The sequence below is a fragment of the Pedobacter sp. GW822-FHT03F06 genome, assembly GCF_058801365.1.
The window spans coordinates 419,622-438,097 of sequence record NZ_JBXANE010000003.1 but is presented as its reverse complement, the minus strand read 5'-3'; the positions used below and the strand labels follow the sequence as shown (position 1 = coordinate 438,097).

The following is an 18,476-nucleotide window of genomic DNA, read 5'->3' as shown; positions in this document are numbered from 1 at the left end:
AATGAAATTTCTTTTCCTGAATTAACCATAGCAATCCTTATTTTTTAGGTAAAGTAGGCACAGGTTTTCTCTATCATGATCATCTTTACGGCTTATTATTGCTGTGGTTAAGGTTTTTGTACTGGAAGATGATCAAGATATTAGAAAAATTATAGGGTGTACTTATAGATGCAGATCTTGTGCTGTGTCTGTAATCTTTTTAGAAAAGAAATCGCCTAATACTGCTTTCTCAACATATTTATGGCCAATGCAGATAATGCAAGTGTTAGGTATATGATATAATCATCTACTGGGCAGTTAACTATCGTAATTGTCTTAATAATTCCGCATCTGCCAGCTGTTACGCAATTCCTGAATAATGCAGGAGAAGCATTATCTAAAGCTGGGGTATAACAATAGCTGGATAGTGCTGAAGTTGCTGGTGTTGAAGAATAATTTTGAACAGTATAGCCGTTGCAACTGGAAGTGGTTCCCAATGATGTTGTATAGATGCCGTCACTAACACGTGGATCTCCTGAAGCTTCATATATTACACAGCCTGTATAGGTTTGAGCTTGGGCTATTAATGACAACAAAGTCATCATACTTAAAAAAAATAGGCTTATTTTGAACTTCAAACTGTTCATGATTTTCTTTTAATGCTTTAGTTAATTTTTATAATAAAGTTGAAAGCATTAATAAAGAATAACGACGCTAATTAATTTGTTTGCAATTTACTGCATTATGACGGTTTCTTATAAAGATAGTCGTAGAAGTTGTAAGGTTCATCTTACTGTTTTCCTATTGGTGCGTGATTTTTTCCTACGCCTCTATTTATTTCAGTAATTTTTGATAAGTACCAAGCATCTAAGGCAGTCGAGTAACTATTCAGCTTCAGCTATTCCGTTGATAGCTTCTTTTCTCATAACAGTTATCAATCGATAGTACCTGGTCAGTTTTTATAAAACGAATATTTATTGGTTGCCTACGGATATCGCTTTAAAGCGCTCAGATATAAATTGTTTCTTGCGCTAGTCACTAGGTATGCCGAATTTGCTAGCAACAACCCATACGCCAGGGTAAGTTGGCGAATTATCTATCAAAATTTATTTAAAACAATTATGAAAAGTAACCGATTATTCGAAAAACGGATTGAGCTAAAAAACTGCCAGATTAATGGCGGAAGACTTGCTGAATCCAGCACAGTAACCTCAACAGCGACTAGCGGTGGTGGCTGTACCGACACCCAGTATGTGACTAAAAACGACTGTGGAGAACCAATCAGCGCCTGCACAGATTACGTTTGTAAATAAACCGTATAAACTTAGCTATAAATTAAGAAAAGACTTATGAAAAACAACAAAGCACTATTCGCAAAAAGAATTGATTTAAAAGACGCTCAAATCAATGGTGGCAAATTGGCCAGAACTTTTAGCTCATGTTCTACTTACACTTCAAGCAATTGTTGTAGTGACAGTGTCACAACTATGACCAACGATGAGGGTAAAGTGCTGAGCCAAACCACAAGTACCTGGTAAATCTCTATCAACCAGAATGGGGGACCAATGTCCTCCATTTGGTATAATCAAAATGCAAACAGCCGCTAATAATCTAACCCAATTATGATATTAATTTTCTCGGTCAACGATGATTATTCAACCAGTAGGGTAATCAATTGGTTAATACATATGAAAAAAGCATTCATTCGGCTAAATGAAAATGCTGATGTAGAAATTATTTCACTTACGGAAGATGATTTTATACTAAGAATTGATGGTGATAGGGTGAGCAGTACACAAATCACGAAAATATGGTATCGCAGAGGTGGACTATATTTGATGAAAGACTTCAGTAGTGCGCTGATCAAAGACTACTTGTCGAGTGAAATTGCCAGTTTGGTGCAGTACTTTTATTATGTGCTGGATAAAATACCGGCTATAAACAATTTCAGGACCCGAGACATCAACAAACTTCATTTGATGAACCTCTGCAAAAAATATGCTATTCCGGCACCTAATTTTCTGGTTACCAGTTGTAAAAATACTTTATTAAATTTCTTTCATCAGGAAAAACAACTGATTTCTAAACCCTTAAGTGCTCCATTCAGTATCGTTGATGAGGATGATTTTGCTCATTTGTCCTATACCGCAGAAGTCACTTTAGCGGATATCAATGATTTGCCAGACCAATTTGTCCCTACATTTTTCCAGAAAAACATCACTAAGGCTTATGAGATTAGGGCCTTCTATCTCAATGGCCATTTTTACGCAATGGCTATTTTTTCTCAGAACAATAAAAATACCAATGTAGATTTTAGGAACTATGATTACACGAAGCCCAACCGCTTGACTCCCTATCAGTTTCCGAGATCTTATGAACGTAAAATACAAAAATTATTAGACGCGATCGGACTGAACTGTGCTTCATTTGATGTGGTTTGTGCTATGGAAGATCAGCAATACTATTTTTTGGATCTGAACCCCATAGGTCAATTTGGAATGGTTTCAAATCCTTGCAACTACCAGCTGGAAAAGGAGATTGCATCATTGTTATAACATGGAGAAAATAAAACTTGAAATTCAAAACGGCACCGCACCTGTGCATCTGAAATCTTTACTGAAAAAGGAGAAACCTAAATATCTGATTAAAACCAGGTGCTCAAATTTATTCAACACCACTCACTTACAATTGGATCTTTTCTACAAATCGCCCTTATGAACAAACTATTTTTGAGAAACCAATTGTGTATTCCCGTTAAGGGCTACAATAGGGCAATTATTTATGACCTACTCAGAAAAGATTATTTTTTTATCCCAAACGAGTATCATGCCATTTTGGATACTAACGACTTTATTCAGTTTTCTAAAATTAAGGATGCCGGGGAAAGACAGGAGCTGATTAGTTTTTTAATGCAGGAAGAAATCATATTTGAACTTTCTGATCCCCGCCAGCGGAAACGGTTTATCCCCCTTGACAGAAATCTACATACACCAAATCAGTTCAGCAACCTGGTGGTTCATGCCAATATCGATGAAAATCTCCTGGATTTTATGGCCGATAAATATTTAATGAATATTTCCATTATCGCACATGAATTGAACGCAGATCTGTTAAAGTTGGTTAAAAAAATAGCTACACTAGAAATCGACGGCATTTACCTATACATCGAAAATTTTAACGCTGAGCTTTTTGAAGAATATTGCGAGGCATTCAGCTACAATCAGCTGGTTTTTTCAGTTAATTTTTTCAGTACGGATGTAACTGAGAAAACAAAATTGATTCACAATATTTACTATAATTTTTTTGAAGAAAGCTTTGAGGATTACAGCAGCAAACTAACTTATGATAAACTCGATATTAATAGTGAGCATTTTTTTGAGGCATATAATTACCATTCCTATTATTTTGGAAAGATCTACATCGATGCTACCGGCCATATTAAAAATGGATTAAAGAATGCAACGAGTTATGGCCACATGCCCTCCCTTACCAAAGCACAATTTTTAACCATCATCTCTTCAGATGCATTTCAGGAACTAGGTAGCATCAAAAAAAACGATACGATGGTTTGCACGGACTGTGAGTTTAGGTATATGTGTGTAGATAGTCGTGTTCCCCTTAAGGGTGATGAAAAATGGTATCATGACATCGAATGTCGGTATAATCCATATCTGTCTAAGTGGGATGATGAAACAGGCTACCGAACTTTAAGCGATGTTGGAGTGGCCATTTCTGCATCCGGAATTGCGATTGATCAAGAGAAATTAACTGAGGAATTTGAAAAAGCCTGGTCTATCTAATATGAAGTCCTTCCCATTTTATAAACAGCCCGACAGTAAAGATTGCGGTCCTACCTGCTTGCGGATTATAGCTAAATACTACAAGAGAAGCATTCCCTTACAGCAAATCAGAACCCTTTCGGAGACTACCAGAGAAGGAAGTGGTTTGTTTGGCCTCAGCAATGCAGCAGAAAATTTAGGGTTTAGGACACTGGGTGTTAAAATAGATTTTAATACGCTGCTTGCAGAGGCTCCTTTGCCATGCATTGTGCACTGGAATAAAAATCACTATGTTGTAGTTTACAAAATTGATAAAGCAAAAAACGTCTATATATCAGACCCCAGTTACGGCTTAATTAAATATACCAGGGCCGAATTTATAAAAAGCTGGATTGGTGAAAATGCCGACGAACACACCGAGGAAGGTATTGCGTTAATTCTGGAAACTACACCAGCATTTTATAAAAGTGAATTTGACGACGAAGAAAAGAAGGCAAGCTTTTCTTTTTTATCCAAATATCTGTTCAAATATAAATCACTTATTATCCAACTGATTATTGGTCTTTTGGCAGGAAGTATATTGTCCCTGATTTTTCCTTTTTTGACTCAAAGTATTGTCGATGTAGGTATTCAGAACCAGGATATCAATTTTATATACCTGGTCTTGCTCGCTCAGCTTATGCTCTTTCTGGGTAAAATGGGCATAGAAATTATTAGGAGCTGGATCATGTTACATCTGTCTGCACGGATCAATATATCGATCATCTCAGATTTTTTCATTAAGCTCATGAGGCTGCCTATCAGCTTTTTCGATACCCGTATGACAGGTGATATCATGCAAAGAATTAACGATCACCACAGAATTGAGCAGTTGCTGACCAATTCCTCGCTCAATACCCTGTTCTCGATGGTTAACCTCATCATTTTTAGTGTTATTTTGTTGATTTACGATTACCGGTTGTTTATCGTTTACCTAATCGGAGCAATTTTATACATCGGCTGGATCAGCTTTTTCCTTAAAAAGAGAAAGGAATTAGATTATAAAAAGTTTTCTCAAACTGCGCGTGAACAAAGTAAGGTAATTGAACTCATTAATGGCATGCAGGAAATAAAACTGCACAATGCGGAGAAGCAAAAACGATGGGATTGGGAATTTCTACAGGTCAAACTGTTTAAAGTACAGATAAAGTCTCTTTCGCTGGAACAATGGCAATCTGTTGGGGGTGGTTTTATCAACCAGATCAAAGATATTCTGGTCAGCTTTCTGGCTGCAAAACTGGTGCTAAGTGGAAACCTGACCTTGGGTATGATGCTCTCTGTGCAATATATTATTGGCCAGCTCAATGCGCCATTATTGCAATTGATTGATTTTATCAGGCAGGCCCAAGATGCCAGAATATCGTTAGAACGTTTGGGAGAGATTCATGATAAGGAAGATGAAGAGCATGCAAGTGAGCAATATGCTACAGAAATACCGCAACAAAATATTGAGCTAAATAACCTCTCTTTCAGGTATACAGGTTCAAATTCCTTCGTATTTCAAGATTTAAACCTCACCATCCCATTCCAAAAAACAACGGCTATTGTTGGGGCAAGTGGGAGTGGAAAAACAACGCTGCTAAAGTTATTGACCAAGTTTTATGAGCCAAGTTCTGGTGAAATTAAAATAGGAAATACCAATATGAAAAACATTTCGCCCAGGTTTTGGCGCCACCATTGTGGTGTTGTAATGCAGGAAAGTTATGTGTTTGATGATACAATTGCCAATAACATTGGCATAGGTGAGGATGTTATAGATAAAGAAAAGTTACGCACGGCAATCAATATTGCCAATATTAAAGACTTTATAGAAAGCTTGCCCTTGAGTTATAATACCAAAATTGGAAACGAAGGCTTAGGCGTAAGCGGTGGTCAAAAACAACGGCTTTTTATTGCAAGAGCAGTGTATAAATCACCTGATTATATCTTTTTTGATGAAGCTACAAGTGCATTAGATGCCAATAACGAAAAGATTATTATAGAAAACCTGGAGCAGTTTTTCAAAGGAAAGACTGCGATTGTCATTGCGCACAGATTATCTACCGTAAAACATGCCGATAAAATTATCGTATTGGATAAAGGAATGGTCGTGGAAGAAGGCAATCATACCGAACTGGTCTCTAAAAAGGGGGAGTATTACCGATTAATCAAAAATCAACTGGAACTTGGAAACTAAAAAAGACCTGCTAGACGATATAGAACTGCGCTCAGAAAGTGTTCAGGACGTATTGGCTGAACCTCCTCACTGGATGGTTCGTTGGGGAAATGTGATCGTATTTTGCGCAATTTTGATGATCTTAATGATGAGTTATGTGATCAGATATCCTGAATTTGTACCCGCTACCATTATTGTAACCTCACACCATCCACCAGAGCGGCTTCAGGCAAGAACGGATTCCAAAGTTGAAAAAATTTTCATCAGAGATCACCAGAAGGTGCGCAAAAATGAGGTATTAATGGTTTTACAATCTACAGCCGATTATAAAAACATGCTTGAATTAAAGAAAATTGTGGATGCTACATCATCATCCCGACTATTTTCATTTCCCCTTCAAAAGACCTCAGGTTTTAATTTAGGAGAACTACAGGGCGACTACAATGCCTTTGCAAAAGCATTTCAGGATGAAAAATTGTTTACAAAACTGCGCCCATACACCCCCGAGCATATCGCTGCGGACCAAAATATAGTCGAATATAAAGGAAGAATTGTATCGTTAAAGCAACAAAAGGATTTGGAACGGGCAAGGTTCGAGCTCACGACAAAAAATTATCAGCGCGCACAAAAACTCTTTGGCCTGAAAGTTATTTCAGCCATGGAATTCGAAGGCGAAAGAATTAAATTTTTACAGGCACAACAAGGTTTAGAAAATATCAATATTTCAATATCTCAGGCAGAAGAAGGCATCTCAAATTTTAATAAAACAAAAAGTAGTGCTATAATAAACACCGAAAAAGACAAAATCGGTTATGCTTCTCAAACGCTGCAACTGTTCGAACAATTAAGAAAGTCATTAAAACAATGGGAACAGGATTATCTCCTTATTTCTTCAACAGATGGGATGGCAAGTTTTCAGCAGTTTTGGGGAGAAAATCAATTTGTGAAAAAGGGGGATGCGATTTTATCTATTTTGCCCAATAATAACAAAAAGCTGATCGGGAAGATGTTGGTTTCAGCCACCAATTCAGGGAAGATTCATCCAGGCGCCAAAGTGCTGATCAAATTAGAAAATTATCCTTTTCAGGAATATGGTATTGTAGAAGGAAGGGTGCAAAACATATCTTTGACCCCTGATGCCGAAGGAAATTATTATGTAGATGTTATGCTCCCTAATGGGTTGAAAACTTCTCATCATGAAAGTTTGATTTTTGACAAGGAGTTAAAAGGCAAAGCGGAAATTGTAACACATGATTTAAGGTTAATTGAAAGGGTGTTTTATCAGTTCAGAAAACTTTTAAGGTATCAGGTTGATTAGAATTAGAGGATATTAAATAAAATAATTTGATTAATGAGTAGTAGATTAACCATATATGTTCATCTTCTGTTTTGTGGAATCCTGGTATGCAGTGCATGCAAAAATAAAGAGGGAAGGGCTAAATTACAGCATAAGAACAGCCAGAGGGCAAGTGTAGCGAAGGATTCTTTGGGGGCGATTTTAGCCTTGGATACCTTATCTAATGAGGCCTTCAAAAGCGCAGTTAATCAGGAAAACAATCTTATTAAAGCTGACCAAGGTCCTGTTAGTTCCTATCTTCACTATTTTAAGGCAAGAAAATATCTGCTGGAAAGGAAACCAGACAGTGCTCTGCTTGAATTTAAGCAGATGAAAGGCAAAACGCCTAATGATGCGGTAGAACTTTTGAAAACTTACAGCATTCTAAGTCAGAGTTTTGGGGACGGGTTACTCGTCGAATCAAGCGTAATGGAGAAAATAATTTCTGCCATGAAGATTGCGGAGCGAGTTCATAGCCCTATCACTTACCGTTTTTACGATTTGTTGGCTAAGGCATATTTTCAAAACAACAATGAGAAGGAATCGCTCAGATACTCGGTGCTCTATTATGAAAATCATCCATACAAAACTCATGCAGTTGTTAAACAACGCTATTATGATATTTCTTTTCTGCTGGCAGCCAGACTAAATGATGATCAAAAAATGAAATTTTATAATGGTAAGGCTCACGAACTGGCTGTTAAAGTTGGCGATAGCCTTGCTATAGCCCGTTCTTACAATAACGAATCTCAGATTTATGCCAGACAGCATCAGAATGAAAAAGCGGTGGAGTTTAGTAGGTTATATTTCAATTATCTCAAAAAACATGATAACCTGAACGATATCGCTTACAACAATTTGGCAACGGCTTTTATGCGGAATAAACAGGCCGATTCGGCTATCAAATATTATCGGGAAGGGATTGCGCGCGAAAAGAAGAATCAGTTTAAGAAACAAAACGGACTGTATTACCAGGGGCTTAAGGAGGCTTATCAGTACAAGGGAGATTTTGTACATGCTATGGAGGCCGCAGATTCTGCTTATACCATAGAACTCAGGAATTATCAAGCGATTGAAGCAGTTAAGATTGCTGATCTCCAGGAGAAATACGAAACAGAGAAAAAGGATCAAAGCATTCAGAAACTGAATGAGCTTAATAAGTCAAATGAGGCCGCTATAAAGCAGCAGCGCTGGACACTTATTTTACTTACCTTGGTTTTTCTGGCTATTTTTTTATTCTTTTACTTTATTTACCGTCAACAACGTTTAAAAGAGAAAAACAGATTGCTGCAGTCTGAGAATCAAAGGTTAAACATCGAACAAAAGCTATTGCAAACCCAATTAAACCCACATTTTATATTCAATGCAATTGCTAACCTTCAGAGTTTAATCACCTCAGGCCATGTGGATGAACCGGTTTGTTATCTCAATTCATTTTCGAGTTTACTTCGTGGCGTTTTAGAGCAAAACCGAAAGGATTTTATTGAGCTAAGTGAAGAATTAAATACCTTGACCAACTATATCAGGCTTCAGCAAATGCGTTATGAGGGGGAATTCGATTACCAGATAATTGTAGATGAAGATTTAAGCCCTCAACGTACACTTATCCCCCCAATGCTGATACAACCTTTTGTCGAAAATGCCATAGAACACGGTTTAAGGCTTATCAGTCATAAAGGTATGTTGAAGATCTCATTTAGTAAGGTAGATAAGATGTTGTTGATTAAGGTGGATGACAACGGCAGCGGAATTGTTAATCATAATAAAGAAAACCAAAATAAGCAGTCTTTGGCGCAGATTATACTTAAAGAGCGATTGGCATTACTTTTTTCGTCAGAAGAGCAGCATGCAGCATTTACCGTTAATGATAAAAAAGAGGAGCAAGGCGTAATTGCTGAAATCACCATACCTTTAATTGAAGAATAGAATAAAACAAAATGAAGTTATATATCCTTGAAGATGAAGTGCGAATTATGCAGCATATTTTGCAGATTGTAAAGAAAATCAGTTATCTTGAAATAGTAGGTTTCACCGATAGGGTATCAACAGCTTTGGTCGAAATACCCAGTATGGTGCCCGATATTATTCTTGCGGATATCCGGTTGAAAGATGGCGATAGCTTTCAGCTTTTCGATGAAATTGGAATGAAAGATTTTCAGGTTATTTTTCTAACTGCTTATGATCAGTATGCTATTCAGGCGTTAAATTTAGGCGCTTTTGGTTACTTGCTGAAGCCCATAGATGAAATTTCTTTGAGCGCAATTATTAATAAATGTTATCATCATCAGGAACAGGAGCAGTTTAGTCAACAGCAGTTGGCCATTGCCAAAGCCCATTACCTTGCGCAAGGATTGAGTGCTACCAGGCGTATTGCGCTAAAAACCTTCGAATACATTGAAATCATTGCGATAGATGATATAGTGGTTTGCAAGAGTGATAAAGGATATACCACCTTCCATTTACTAGATGGAAGAGAGATTCTGGTTTCTAAAGGCCTAAAGGAATATGAAAATTTATTAACACCATTCGGATTTTTGAGATGCCATCAATCTTATATGGTAAATTTCAAATACGTTAAAAAGTTTTACCGGGAAGGTTATTTACTGATGCAAAATAACGAGCGGATATTGGTTTCGAGCCGAAAAAAAGAAGAGGTTGTGAAATATTTGGAGAATATTGCTTAGTTCGGCACATTTTTAGCGCGCTACAGGGATACTGAAACGAGAAAACGCATAGAAAACCGGGCTTTTTGTCCGTTTCCTATGCGTCCCTACCGAAACGGTATGCCCACATGTACCAAAGTCGATTTGAGCCAACACAGCGTTCGCTAATAAATAATAAACTTTTCCTTTCTAACCAGAAATCAGGCTATTGTGAAGGTTCAACGACAATGCCTTGTTTTTTCAAAACGTTCACACTGTCTTTATGAAATAATGCCGCGTCAACCAATGTTCCTGGATTAGTGTAGAGCGCCTGAAGTATATTGCGTCTATCTTTTGAAAAATAATAACTTACATACAACCCGGGAAGATGCGCTGCTTTAAAATTGCCAACAAAATTCAGTTTGCCATAGCTGGGTTTAGCTTTCCAGGACGCTGCACGGATATCGGTTTTTCTGTACATGCTTGACGAAGCTGGACCTTTGAAAAGGATACTGTCAAAATGACCATAAACGTAAAATGAATCGGCTGTTGGCCCGGCAATATGATGAGGAAGATTCCAATATGCCTTTCCTGTAAGTATACCCATTTTTCCTCTGGGTACTTTTTCGAGTGAAGTATAAGGATATCCACCACACTCAATATTTTTCTTGGATATACATCCTGAGAAGATGACTGATATAGTAAATATCAAAATCCTGAAACTCTTTATTAAGCTTTCCATATCTAATTCATCAAAAGTCCGGTGTGTATAATCTTTAGGCTGCTGAAATAACTTCATTTACGGGCCTTTCTATCATTGAATCTTGATCTTGTTTTTTGCAGCCAGCTATTGCTACCGATGTGAAGATGAAGAGCAACGCCAATTTAATTTTTTTTTTCATGGTTTTATTTTTTTAGATTATAATTACCGGCACCTGGAGACAGTGCCTTTTTTGATAATAATCCCTGAAAGATGACTTAGGGGGTATAAGAAATGAAAAAAAATAAAATAATTTAAAAATCACTGAAAGACCGTTGCATCAGTATAATTTTGTTATTGTCAATAGAAAACTGCCGAAAGGTTCAGGTAATTTCCTTTACTCTCCGCATCGATCGTATTCAAAAGCAAAATTCAGTAAATAGAATGGTCATTAGAAGTGTTTTAGGAAGTATTCACCTTAAAGTTTTTAGTTAAGATTACCCTTCACAACCAAAGTGGGAAAGAGCCGCTACTTGGGAATACCCGCCCACCAGTAATTTTATTTTTTAAAAATTTTCTCACGATGGTTAATACCCCAATCTTTCATCACATAAATAATGGGTGTCAATGTATTTGCATAAGGCTCAATATAGTAAGCAATTTCTATAGGAGTAATCTTCAATTATTACCCTCTTGATTAATTGATGCTGTTTAAGTTCTTTTGCTAATACTTTTGGCGTCAGTGCCGGTATACTTTTTTGAATTTCCGTAAATTGGCTGTTGCGGACAGCCTCGCATATGCGTTATTTGGTCAAAAAAACACTAATACCAAAAAATAAAAGCCAAATAGAAAGCCGCGACTTTCAGTTTCGCGGCTTCAAATGTAATAATGTTAAAGTATTATAAAGCTCTGATATCAGAGTATTAATAAAATTCTGTGACAGCAATGTTTTTTTATTCAGCTGCCGCCTCAGCATTTATTGCGCTTACTGCAATTTCGGTAAGTGCTACGTCTGTTGCTTTTTCGTTCTCTAAGGTTTGTCCCAATAAATCAGCTACGTCCGAACGGTCCATGTTTTCAGCGAACACTTTTAAGGTTCCGTAAGTGGCAATTTCATAATGCTCTACCTTTTGTGCTGCGAGGATCAGACCAGCATCACGGATCATCGTTCCTGCGTCAGTATCTTCGATGATGCCGTTTGCTTCTTCAAGTAACCCTGCCATCGCATCACATTTTTTTGCTGCAGGTTTCTCATCAAGCAATTCGAATACCTGTTCCAATGTATCAATGTGAGTTTGGGTTTCCTGGGTATGTTTTTCAAACGCTGTGGCCAATTCTGGACTTGTCGCAGCTTTTTTCATTTTTGGAAGCGCTTTTACCAGGTGTTTCTCCGCCCAATATATATCCTTTAATTCGTCAATGAAGAATTCGTGGAATTCACCAGGTTCAATTTTACCTGTGGTATTGCCAGTGGTTTTTTTTGTTGCAGTTTTGCCGTTTTTCTGAGCGGCTGCCGCTTTTGTTGGAGTTGCCATATATCTTATGTTTAGTTATTTTGTATAGTATGAACCTGATGAGCAGAGAAATGGTTTGAGAAATTGCGTAAACAGGTAGTTGGCACTTGCATATAGGTATTTATAACCTCTCCATTTTTTGTGAGTTTATTTTATCCAGGAAATATCCACCTTTACGTTTCCGCGAACAAAGCTTTCCAGTTCTCCCTTTTTGCCTCTAATGGCTTTGAGTTCCTTGCCGTCTGCCACTAAAGTAAAATCCATGCCGCTTAAATTCTTTGTCCCGTTTACCGGAACGATCCTCGTCCTACAACTGATGCGCCCATCACCCTGCAGTCTGAAACTGACCGACTGCTTCCCGTGCCTCAATGCTGTTATCGGGTAGTCGGCAAAGATGAGAAAGTCCTCTTTGTCCAAGCGGATAAAGTGACGTGGCAATATGCCAAACGCATTTCCCGCCCCGTACACTTCCTGGCCTACGGTGCCGCTCTGCATGTTCCCATCCTGGATATCTTCAAGGGCAATCCAGAGTTTGTGATCAATCTCGCCGGTCTTTACCTTTTCTGATATCATTTCCTTTGGCAGCATCGGTGGGTAATAATATGGTGCACGTTCTACCAGATAGCGGATAAATTCAGTGCAGAGGAGCCTGATACTTGGCATGATCTCAATGCCTTCCGCATGTTTTAAGTAATCGTGCATGGCGCAGAAAACTTCCTGTTCTTCATAAGCGGCAGTATATGGTGCGTCGGCAAGTGGAAATAATGCAAAAAATGTGGGTACATGTTTTCCAAAACCATAATTGCAATCCCAGAGCTGCACATTCTGAAAAATTGAAGCCAGGCACCTGTAACTTGAGGTTAGGTAGCGTTGATTTCCGGTAATCTTATATAATCTTAAGAGTGCACCTGCAGCAAAAGCAGTATTATTAGCCTGGTACATAATCTTCATACCAATAGCTTCAAGCTTTTTCGCAGATTTTTCTGCCTCTCTGAGGTATTTTTTGTCATCAGTGAGTTCATAAGCCTGTAGCATCACATGGGCGTAAAGTCCCGGAACGTCCTGTTCCCCGCCTTCACCATCGGCAGTTTCTGCTTTGATAATTTCCAGTGTATCCATTTTATAAAAAACCGGCCATTCGTATTTGAATTTATGGGCAACCTTAATTGCGTAGCCAATGGAATCAAGGAAGAGCCCTTCTGCAGTGTGATCACCCTTTAGTGCTAATCTGGAGAGGTTGAGCAGGGGATGGTGCAGGTACCAGGAATCCATAACCATTGGCATCTTCTGCTCTTCATCTCCTTTGAGTTTATCCTCTGCTGCGGGATGCCAGCGCACAATTGTTTTAAGTTTTTTGCTATAAAAAGCAGGCAGGCCATTTTTGATCCTTTTAATTATTCCAAGGTCCTCGCCGCTCCATTCCACATAATCAATAAGTGGCAAAAGAACGGCAAGCTGTACCATAATCTCAGGTGGGGTTTCATAGTCGCTTACATAGGCATTGAAGTAACTTTTGCCGCCTACCATCGACCAGCAGCCTGGATTTTCAATCAGGTCTTTCAGCCCTTTTTTCAGGATCTCCGGCCACTCTAAGTAATGGGTATCCGGCCGGGGCATTAAGAGATATGCCGCTGCCAGTAGATCAAGATAATCAAGGCTGAGGTCGCTTTGTCTTGCTTCCATCGGTTTTAAACAGATATAGGCATCCGAAATGACAACCTTTTGGCCTTTTTTTAATGGTTTTTCGGTAGTCGCGGGAAGTGAAAGCCCGATTTCTGGCAATTGCCCGGAAACAACCCCTGAGAGTGTTGTTCCAGTCTGCTCCGCGTAAGGGGATAGCGCAGTAAGGTTCTGAAGATAAAGTACCCTAAACATACTCTTTTCTTTGCTAAAATAGGCTATCCCGGAACGCGTGCCGATTTGGCTTAGGTGGAGTTCTCCCCATGATTTCCTGCTATCGGATGCAGATTGTGCAGTTAAGATGTCACGTGCGCAGAAAGGAAAATAAAGATCTGTTTTTGGTGTAAGTACAGCTTTAAAAGTCAAAAATGGGAAAGCATCTTCTCCGGTATTAATATCAATTTCGATAATGCCGATCATTGTTACTAAATTGATATGGAAGGCGCTATCCTGTATTTTGGATCTGATGCCTGTAATCCCACCGGTTTCTATCGGGCAAGGGCTGAAATATATTGGATCATTAGATCCACGACTGACCGAGATCCATACCGAACCGGTGGTCTGCAATACCTTGAATATTGTTGATCCTATAATTGTTTTACCTATCTGGATAGCGTTTTCGAATTCTGCCATCGTGGAGATTGCCCAGGGAGATAATCCTTTCATTGCCTAATTGTTTTGTTTGACCTACAAAACCTATTTTTCTATTGTATTGTTTTGCTTTCTTGAGTAGGAGCGGTTTAGATTGCACAAACGGGTATTTACGGTAGTTATACCTGCTCTGTGCCAGACTACCCGTTTTATTAAAAGTGCAAACCAGATTGCTTTTTTTGATGTGTTTAATGCGGAAGCTGAAATTATAACGGCTTCTTAAACAGTTAACAAAACAGCAAGCTTATGTTTCATCATTCAAAAGACCTACAGTTTAATGCAAGGGTTTCCAGGCCTGACCCGGTTTTTGCCAATATTTTATTAGAACAGTTCGGCGGCGAGAACGGCGAGCTGGCAGCGGCCATGCAATATTTTACGCAGGCGTTTGGTGCCAAGCAGCCCCATCCCGATAAATATGATATGCTGATGGATATCGCTACCGAAGAGTTCTCCCATTTGGAAATTGTCGGTGCAACCATCCAGATGTTACTAAAGGGCGTAAATGGGGAGCTTAAGGATGCTGCGGATTCCTCGGAGATCATGCAGGTACTTGATGGCAAGGCAGCAAAGGAAAACATCATCCATTCAGCGCTTACTGCCAACCCGCATTTTGTAATGCTCAGCAGCGGTGGGCCCAGACTGGCAAACAGCCAGGGTATCCCATGGTGTGCATCTTATATCCATTCAAATGGCGATCTAACTGTTGACCTGAGATCAAATCTGGCATCTGAGTCGCGGGCCAAACTGGTTTATGAACACTTGATGAAATTTACCGATGACCCATATGTGAAGGAAACCCTTTCCTTTCTGATGACCAGGGAAGTTGCCCATTTTAAGATGTTCGAGGCAGCATTGGATACCATTCAACCGAACTTTCCCCCAGGTGTACTGCAGGCCGACCCACGGTTCACTCAACAATATTTTAACCTTTCCCCAGAAAATTCATTTACAGGTACCTGGAATAAGGGTGAAATGCCGGGAATGGGTAAAGAATGGGAATTGATAGCAGATCCAGTCGCATTTGTGAAAGAGACCGAAGGACTTACCGATCTTTCCGAACGTAAGGCAGAAGAACTTGAGGCAACAGCGGTGATGAATATTAAAATGAGTAAAGAAAAAAGTGCCGAAGTCAAATCTTCAGAACCTGAAGGTATTGCCCAATGGAGCGAATACAATAAAGATTAATATTCCCGGAACGGATCTCTATTAGGCCAAACGTTATCATAACGTTTGGCCTTTATGCATACGGCCTCTAATTTCGGCAAATTGAACAGCGCGATCTAAAACTTTATGGAATATAGTGTGTTATTTAGAATATGACTATTCCGACAACACAAAACAGCTTTGTCCCGATTGCGTCAATTCATAATGAAAAAAATTATTTTAGCAGAAGATCACAAAGTCATCAGGGACGGACTTAAAATGCTTCTGGAATCTACAGGCGAATACCAAATTGTTTTTACCGCAGGGAACGGACAGGAGGTACTCGATGCGCTGGATCAGGGCTGCCAGGCAGATCTGATCGTTTCTGATATTGGAATGCCCATTGTTGATGGAATAACAATGGTAAGGATAATTAAAGAAAAAGGTTTTAACGTTCCTGTATTGTTTGTTTCTATGCTTGAAGATGAATCACATTTATATCAGGCCATGAGCGGGGGAGCAATGGGTTTCCTTACCAAATCTGTAAATTCAAATGAACTGTTTTTCGCACTTTCAAAAGTTTTTTCGGGCGAACGCTATGTCTGTTCGTGCCTTTCGATTAAGCTTATTGATAAGATGATTGAAAAATCACTTCCAGCGTCTATCGGCATTCATGGATCTGAATTTTCTTCAAGGGAAATTGAAATTCTTGAACTTATCGGTCAGGGGTTGACCAACGCTGAAATTGCAGATAAACTTTTCATTTCCCGTAGGACTGTGGAAGGCCACCGTCAAAGCCTCATAGATAAAACAGGTGCTAAAAATACCGCAGTCCTGATGCGGTTTGCATACACCAATGGAATCCTTAGTTGATGTAGAATGAATTGACAATTTAAGGATATTGTAGAACTGCACTGAAGAAAAATTAGATCCAATTAGTTAAGAAGTACAGGGCTATGCTTTATTGACCTTACAAAAGATAGAAATAAGGGTATTAGTCACTGTAAAATGCGTATTTACCACTACCACTTGAGGGGGATTGTTGTTTCATTTTTTTTGACACGGTGTATAAAAAAGAGGAAAACAGTTACTTGGACTGCTTTCCTCTTTTTGTTTATGGTTGGTACTGCTTGAGGTATTTTTTCAGAAGTATCCGGGCCTCATGTATATAGGTTTTAACGGTTCCTAGTGGCAGCTGCATCTCATCGGCGATTTCATGGTATTTATAGCCTTCAAAGTAGCGGATAAATGGAGCAGCATATTTTTCGGGCAGCATGGACAGCGCAAGATTGATGTCCTGCATGGCAAAACTACCTACCGAACCATTTGTAGTCGCGCTATAATGAAGATTGGCAGAAGTAATCTCTTCCTCCTGAACGGTGCGGTCTCGTGTTTTTTGGTTTTTTTTGTAATTGTTGATAAAGGTATTCTTCATGATCACGAAAAGCCACCCTTTAATGTTGGTGCCGTCTTCAAACTTGGAAACAAAACGTGTGGCCTTGAGCAAGGTTTCCTGTAACAGATCATTGGCATCTTCCTGATCTCTGGTAAAATTGAGCGCGTGTGATCTAAGCGAATGCGAGTGAAAACTGATGGTGTCGCTGAATTCTTTCTGTGTCATAGGTTTTTGTTTTAGCGTGTAGTCATAAATTACAAAAGCCATACCACCGGAATGTCCGGTTCCTATCAATATGGAGCGAAACAGGTAGATTTCGCATACTACGTATTTTTACCTGCCAGTATCTCTTTGGTGATTAATACCTGTAGATATGCATCCTATATGCTACCGAAATAGCCTGTCAAAATGTATTAAATACAACAATTTGGCCTATCATGATGTTTTTCTTCATAACAATGGAAAAAGAAATCGATGGTTATCATTCAGGTACGAGTGGGCTGATATTGCCCGTACCCAATAAACTGCATTATCCCGAGGAGTTTAAAGAACGCTCCAGGCTGTGTTATTACGGCTCGCTGATGAACAGCATTGAAATCAATAGCTCGTTTTATAAAATTCCGTTAGCATCAACAGTGAGAAAATGGAGCGAAGAGGTTCCGGACAGTTTCCGTTTTACCTTTAAGCTTTTTAAGGGCATCACCCATTCTCCAAAATTGGGATTTGATCCTGCAGATATTGCTAAGTTTATGGACGTAATTGATAATGCCAGAAATAAAAAGGGATGTATTTTGGTCCAGTTTCCGCCAAGTATCAGGATAGCCGATTTTCCCCAGCTCTCCCGTTTAACGGGCATCCTGCGCGGACATGATCCGGAAAACAAGTGGAAGATTGCATTGGAGTTCAGGCATGCTTCGCTCTATGTTGAAGAGGTTATGGAGCTAATGGAGGAAGTTGGGTTTGGCGTGGTTACTCATGATAAGGGGGCTGGAGCGAGCCCCATGGACAATACAGATCTCAATTTTCGCTACCTGAGGTTTCATGGGCCAGGCGGGAATTATCGGGGAAGTTATCCTGAAGATGTGCTTGCAGAATATGCCAGTTATATCGCTGAATGGCTATCTGAAAAAAAAGAAGTTTTTGTTTATTTTAATAATACCATGGGGAATGCGTATGGTAATCTAAAAACCCTAAAGCGTTTTGTAGCAGATATGGTCTAAAATTTTTGTCCTTTCAAGCTTTTTAGATATCGTTTTAAATACCTCACTGTAACAGAACGATCGTTTGATCCCTTTTCCGAGGGAAGATTGCAATCAAAAAAAGTCAAGATGTGTACTTGGTAAACTAGCTGTTTAACAGTTAGTTAAGTCCTAAAGCGGTGAGTCCGAAACTTTCGTAGTTCGACTCACCGCTTAACTCACCTCGCATATGCGTTATTTGGTCAAAAAAGCCACTAAATAC

General features: G+C 39.0%; 17 protein-coding genes. 11 read left to right on the top strand and 6 right to left on the bottom strand.

Annotated elements, in window-relative coordinates; all coding sequences use genetic code 11:
• Positions 1–215 precede the first annotated feature (215 nt).
• Positions 216–584, bottom strand: a complete 369-nt coding sequence (locus tag AC1RJ8_RS07180) for a hypothetical protein (RefSeq protein WP_492952955.1) — start codon at positions 582–584, stop codon at positions 216–218.
• A 516-nt stretch (positions 585–1,100) separates the two neighbouring features.
• Between AC1RJ8_RS07180 and AC1RJ8_RS07175 the strand changes: the two genes are divergently transcribed.
• The 8 genes from AC1RJ8_RS07175 to AC1RJ8_RS07140 all read left to right on the top strand — a co-directional run bounded on the left by AC1RJ8_RS07175 (position 1,101) and on the right by AC1RJ8_RS07140 (position 9,972).
• Positions 1,101–1,292 (top strand): hypothetical protein, encoded by a 192-nt coding sequence (locus AC1RJ8_RS07175; protein WP_145954257.1) that lies wholly within the window; start codon positions 1,101–1,103, stop codon positions 1,290–1,292.
• Positions 1,293–1,328: 36 nt separating this feature from the next.
• The gene (locus AC1RJ8_RS07170; protein WP_145954256.1) at positions 1,329–1,517 is read left to right on the top strand and encodes a hypothetical protein; all 189 of its coding nucleotides are present in this window, start codon (positions 1,329–1,331) and stop codon (positions 1,515–1,517) included.
• Positions 1,518–1,601: 84 nt separating this feature from the next.
• Positions 1,602–2,534 (top strand): grasp-with-spasm system ATP-grasp peptide maturase, encoded by a 933-nt coding sequence (gene gwsG / locus AC1RJ8_RS07165; protein WP_492952956.1) that lies wholly within the window; start codon positions 1,602–1,604, stop codon positions 2,532–2,534.
• Positions 2,535–2,693: 159 nt separating this feature from the next.
• Positions 2,694–3,779, top strand: a complete 1,086-nt coding sequence (locus AC1RJ8_RS07160; protein WP_492952957.1) for a hypothetical protein — start codon at positions 2,694–2,696, stop codon at positions 3,777–3,779.
• Position 3,780: 1 nt separating this feature from the next.
• Entirely contained in the window at positions 3,781–5,973 is a 2,193-nt protein-coding gene (locus tag AC1RJ8_RS07155; protein ID WP_492952958.1) for a peptidase domain-containing ABC transporter, read from the top strand.
• The gene (locus AC1RJ8_RS07150) at positions 5,963–7,270 is read left to right on the top strand and encodes an HlyD family secretion protein (protein WP_492952959.1); all 1,308 of its coding nucleotides are present in this window, start codon (positions 5,963–5,965) and stop codon (positions 7,268–7,270) included. The genes AC1RJ8_RS07155 and AC1RJ8_RS07150 overlap by 11 nt, the downstream gene beginning before the upstream one ends.
• Before the next feature lie 33 nt (positions 7,271–7,303).
• A complete protein-coding gene (locus tag AC1RJ8_RS07145) occupies positions 7,304–9,214 on the top strand; it encodes a histidine kinase (protein WP_492952960.1) in 1,911 nt (636 codons plus the stop codon).
• 11 nt (positions 9,215–9,225) lie between these two features.
• Positions 9,226–9,972, top strand: coding sequence for a LytR/AlgR family response regulator transcription factor (locus AC1RJ8_RS07140; RefSeq protein ID WP_492952961.1), 747 nt, complete (start codon positions 9,226–9,228; stop codon positions 9,970–9,972).
• Between the two features lie 184 nt (positions 9,973–10,156).
• Here AC1RJ8_RS07140 and AC1RJ8_RS07135 read toward each other — a convergent pair whose 3' ends face one another.
• The 4 genes from AC1RJ8_RS07135 to AC1RJ8_RS07120 all read right to left on the bottom strand — a co-directional run bounded on the left by AC1RJ8_RS07135 (position 10,157) and on the right by AC1RJ8_RS07120 (position 14,491).
• Positions 10,157–10,729: a hypothetical protein gene (locus AC1RJ8_RS07135; RefSeq protein ID WP_492952962.1), complete on the bottom strand. Its 573-nt coding sequence runs from the start codon at positions 10,727–10,729 to the stop codon at positions 10,157–10,159.
• Positions 10,707–10,832, bottom strand: coding sequence for a hypothetical protein (locus tag AC1RJ8_RS07130; protein WP_492952963.1), 126 nt, complete (start codon positions 10,830–10,832; stop codon positions 10,707–10,709). The genes AC1RJ8_RS07135 and AC1RJ8_RS07130 overlap by 23 nt, the downstream gene beginning before the upstream one ends.
• A 752-nt stretch (positions 10,833–11,584) precedes the next feature.
• The gene (locus AC1RJ8_RS07125) at positions 11,585–12,166 is read right to left on the bottom strand and encodes a YciE/YciF ferroxidase family protein (RefSeq protein ID WP_492952964.1); all 582 of its coding nucleotides are present in this window, start codon (positions 12,164–12,166) and stop codon (positions 11,585–11,587) included.
• A gap of 126 nt (positions 12,167–12,292) precedes the next feature.
• Positions 12,293–14,491, bottom strand: a complete 2,199-nt coding sequence (locus AC1RJ8_RS07120; protein WP_492952965.1) for a hypothetical protein — start codon at positions 14,489–14,491, stop codon at positions 12,293–12,295.
• A gap of 231 nt (positions 14,492–14,722) precedes the next feature.
• Between AC1RJ8_RS07120 and AC1RJ8_RS07115 the strand changes: the two genes are divergently transcribed.
• Together AC1RJ8_RS07115 and AC1RJ8_RS07110 are read left to right on the top strand one after the other, a co-directional pair.
• Positions 14,723–15,661: a manganese catalase family protein gene (locus tag AC1RJ8_RS07115; RefSeq protein WP_492952966.1), complete on the top strand. Its 939-nt coding sequence runs from the start codon at positions 14,723–14,725 to the stop codon at positions 15,659–15,661.
• A 183-nt stretch (positions 15,662–15,844) separates the two neighbouring features.
• Positions 15,845–16,492, top strand: coding sequence for a response regulator transcription factor (locus AC1RJ8_RS07110; RefSeq protein ID WP_492952967.1), 648 nt, complete (start codon positions 15,845–15,847; stop codon positions 16,490–16,492).
• A gap of 241 nt (positions 16,493–16,733) precedes the next feature.
• Here the strand turns inward: AC1RJ8_RS07110 and AC1RJ8_RS07105 are convergent, their stop codons facing one another.
• Positions 16,734–17,240 carry an RNA polymerase sigma factor gene (locus AC1RJ8_RS07105; RefSeq protein WP_492952968.1) on the bottom strand — a complete coding sequence of 169 codons (507 nt, stop codon included), beginning with the start codon at positions 17,238–17,240 and terminating at the stop codon, positions 16,734–16,736.
• A 233-nt stretch (positions 17,241–17,473) separates the two neighbouring features.
• Here AC1RJ8_RS07105 and AC1RJ8_RS07100 point away from each other — a divergent pair, with 233 nt between their 5' ends.
• Positions 17,474–18,235, top strand: a complete 762-nt coding sequence (locus AC1RJ8_RS07100) for a DUF72 domain-containing protein (RefSeq protein ID WP_492952969.1) — start codon at positions 17,474–17,476, stop codon at positions 18,233–18,235.
• The last annotated feature ends 241 nt before the right edge of the window (positions 18,236–18,476 follow it).

Bases quoted from the DNA above. Each gene is read 5' to 3' on its own strand.
- AC1RJ8_RS07180 (WP_492952955.1), bottom strand. From the start codon at position 584: ATGATGACTTTGTTGTCATTAATAGCCCAAGCTCAAACCTATACAGGC.
- AC1RJ8_RS07175 (WP_145954257.1), top strand. From the start codon at position 1,101: ATGAAAAGTAACCGATTATTCGAAAAACGGATTGAGCTAAAAAACTGC.
- AC1RJ8_RS07170 (WP_145954256.1), top strand. From the start codon at position 1,329: ATGAAAAACAACAAAGCACTATTCGCAAAAAGAATTGATTTAAAAGAC.
- gwsG (WP_492952956.1), top strand. From the start codon at position 1,602: ATGATATTAATTTTCTCGGTCAACGATGATTATTCAACCAGTAGGGTA.
- AC1RJ8_RS07160 (WP_492952957.1), top strand. From the start codon at position 2,694: ATGAACAAACTATTTTTGAGAAACCAATTGTGTATTCCCGTTAAGGGC.
- AC1RJ8_RS07155 (WP_492952958.1), top strand. From the start codon at position 3,781: ATGAAGTCCTTCCCATTTTATAAACAGCCCGACAGTAAAGATTGCGGT.
- AC1RJ8_RS07145 (WP_492952960.1), top strand. From the start codon at position 7,304: ATGAGTAGTAGATTAACCATATATGTTCATCTTCTGTTTTGTGGAATC.
- AC1RJ8_RS07140 (WP_492952961.1), top strand. From the start codon at position 9,226: ATGAAGTTATATATCCTTGAAGATGAAGTGCGAATTATGCAGCATATT.
- AC1RJ8_RS07135 (WP_492952962.1), bottom strand. From the start codon at position 10,729: ATGAAGTTATTTCAGCAGCCTAAAGATTATACACACCGGACTTTTGAT.
- AC1RJ8_RS07130 (WP_492952963.1), bottom strand. From the start codon at position 10,832: ATGAAAAAAAAAATTAAATTGGCGTTGCTCTTCATCTTCACATCGGTA.
- AC1RJ8_RS07125 (WP_492952964.1), bottom strand. From the start codon at position 12,166: ATGGCAACTCCAACAAAAGCGGCAGCCGCTCAGAAAAACGGCAAAACT.
- AC1RJ8_RS07120 (WP_492952965.1), bottom strand. From the start codon at position 14,491: ATGAAAGGATTATCTCCCTGGGCAATCTCCACGATGGCAGAATTCGAA.
- AC1RJ8_RS07115 (WP_492952966.1), top strand. From the start codon at position 14,723: ATGTTTCATCATTCAAAAGACCTACAGTTTAATGCAAGGGTTTCCAGG.
- AC1RJ8_RS07110 (WP_492952967.1), top strand. From the start codon at position 15,845: ATGAAAAAAATTATTTTAGCAGAAGATCACAAAGTCATCAGGGACGGA.
- AC1RJ8_RS07105 (WP_492952968.1), bottom strand. From the start codon at position 17,240: ATGACACAGAAAGAATTCAGCGACACCATCAGTTTTCACTCGCATTCG.
- AC1RJ8_RS07100 (WP_492952969.1), top strand. From the start codon at position 17,474: ATGGAAAAAGAAATCGATGGTTATCATTCAGGTACGAGTGGGCTGATA.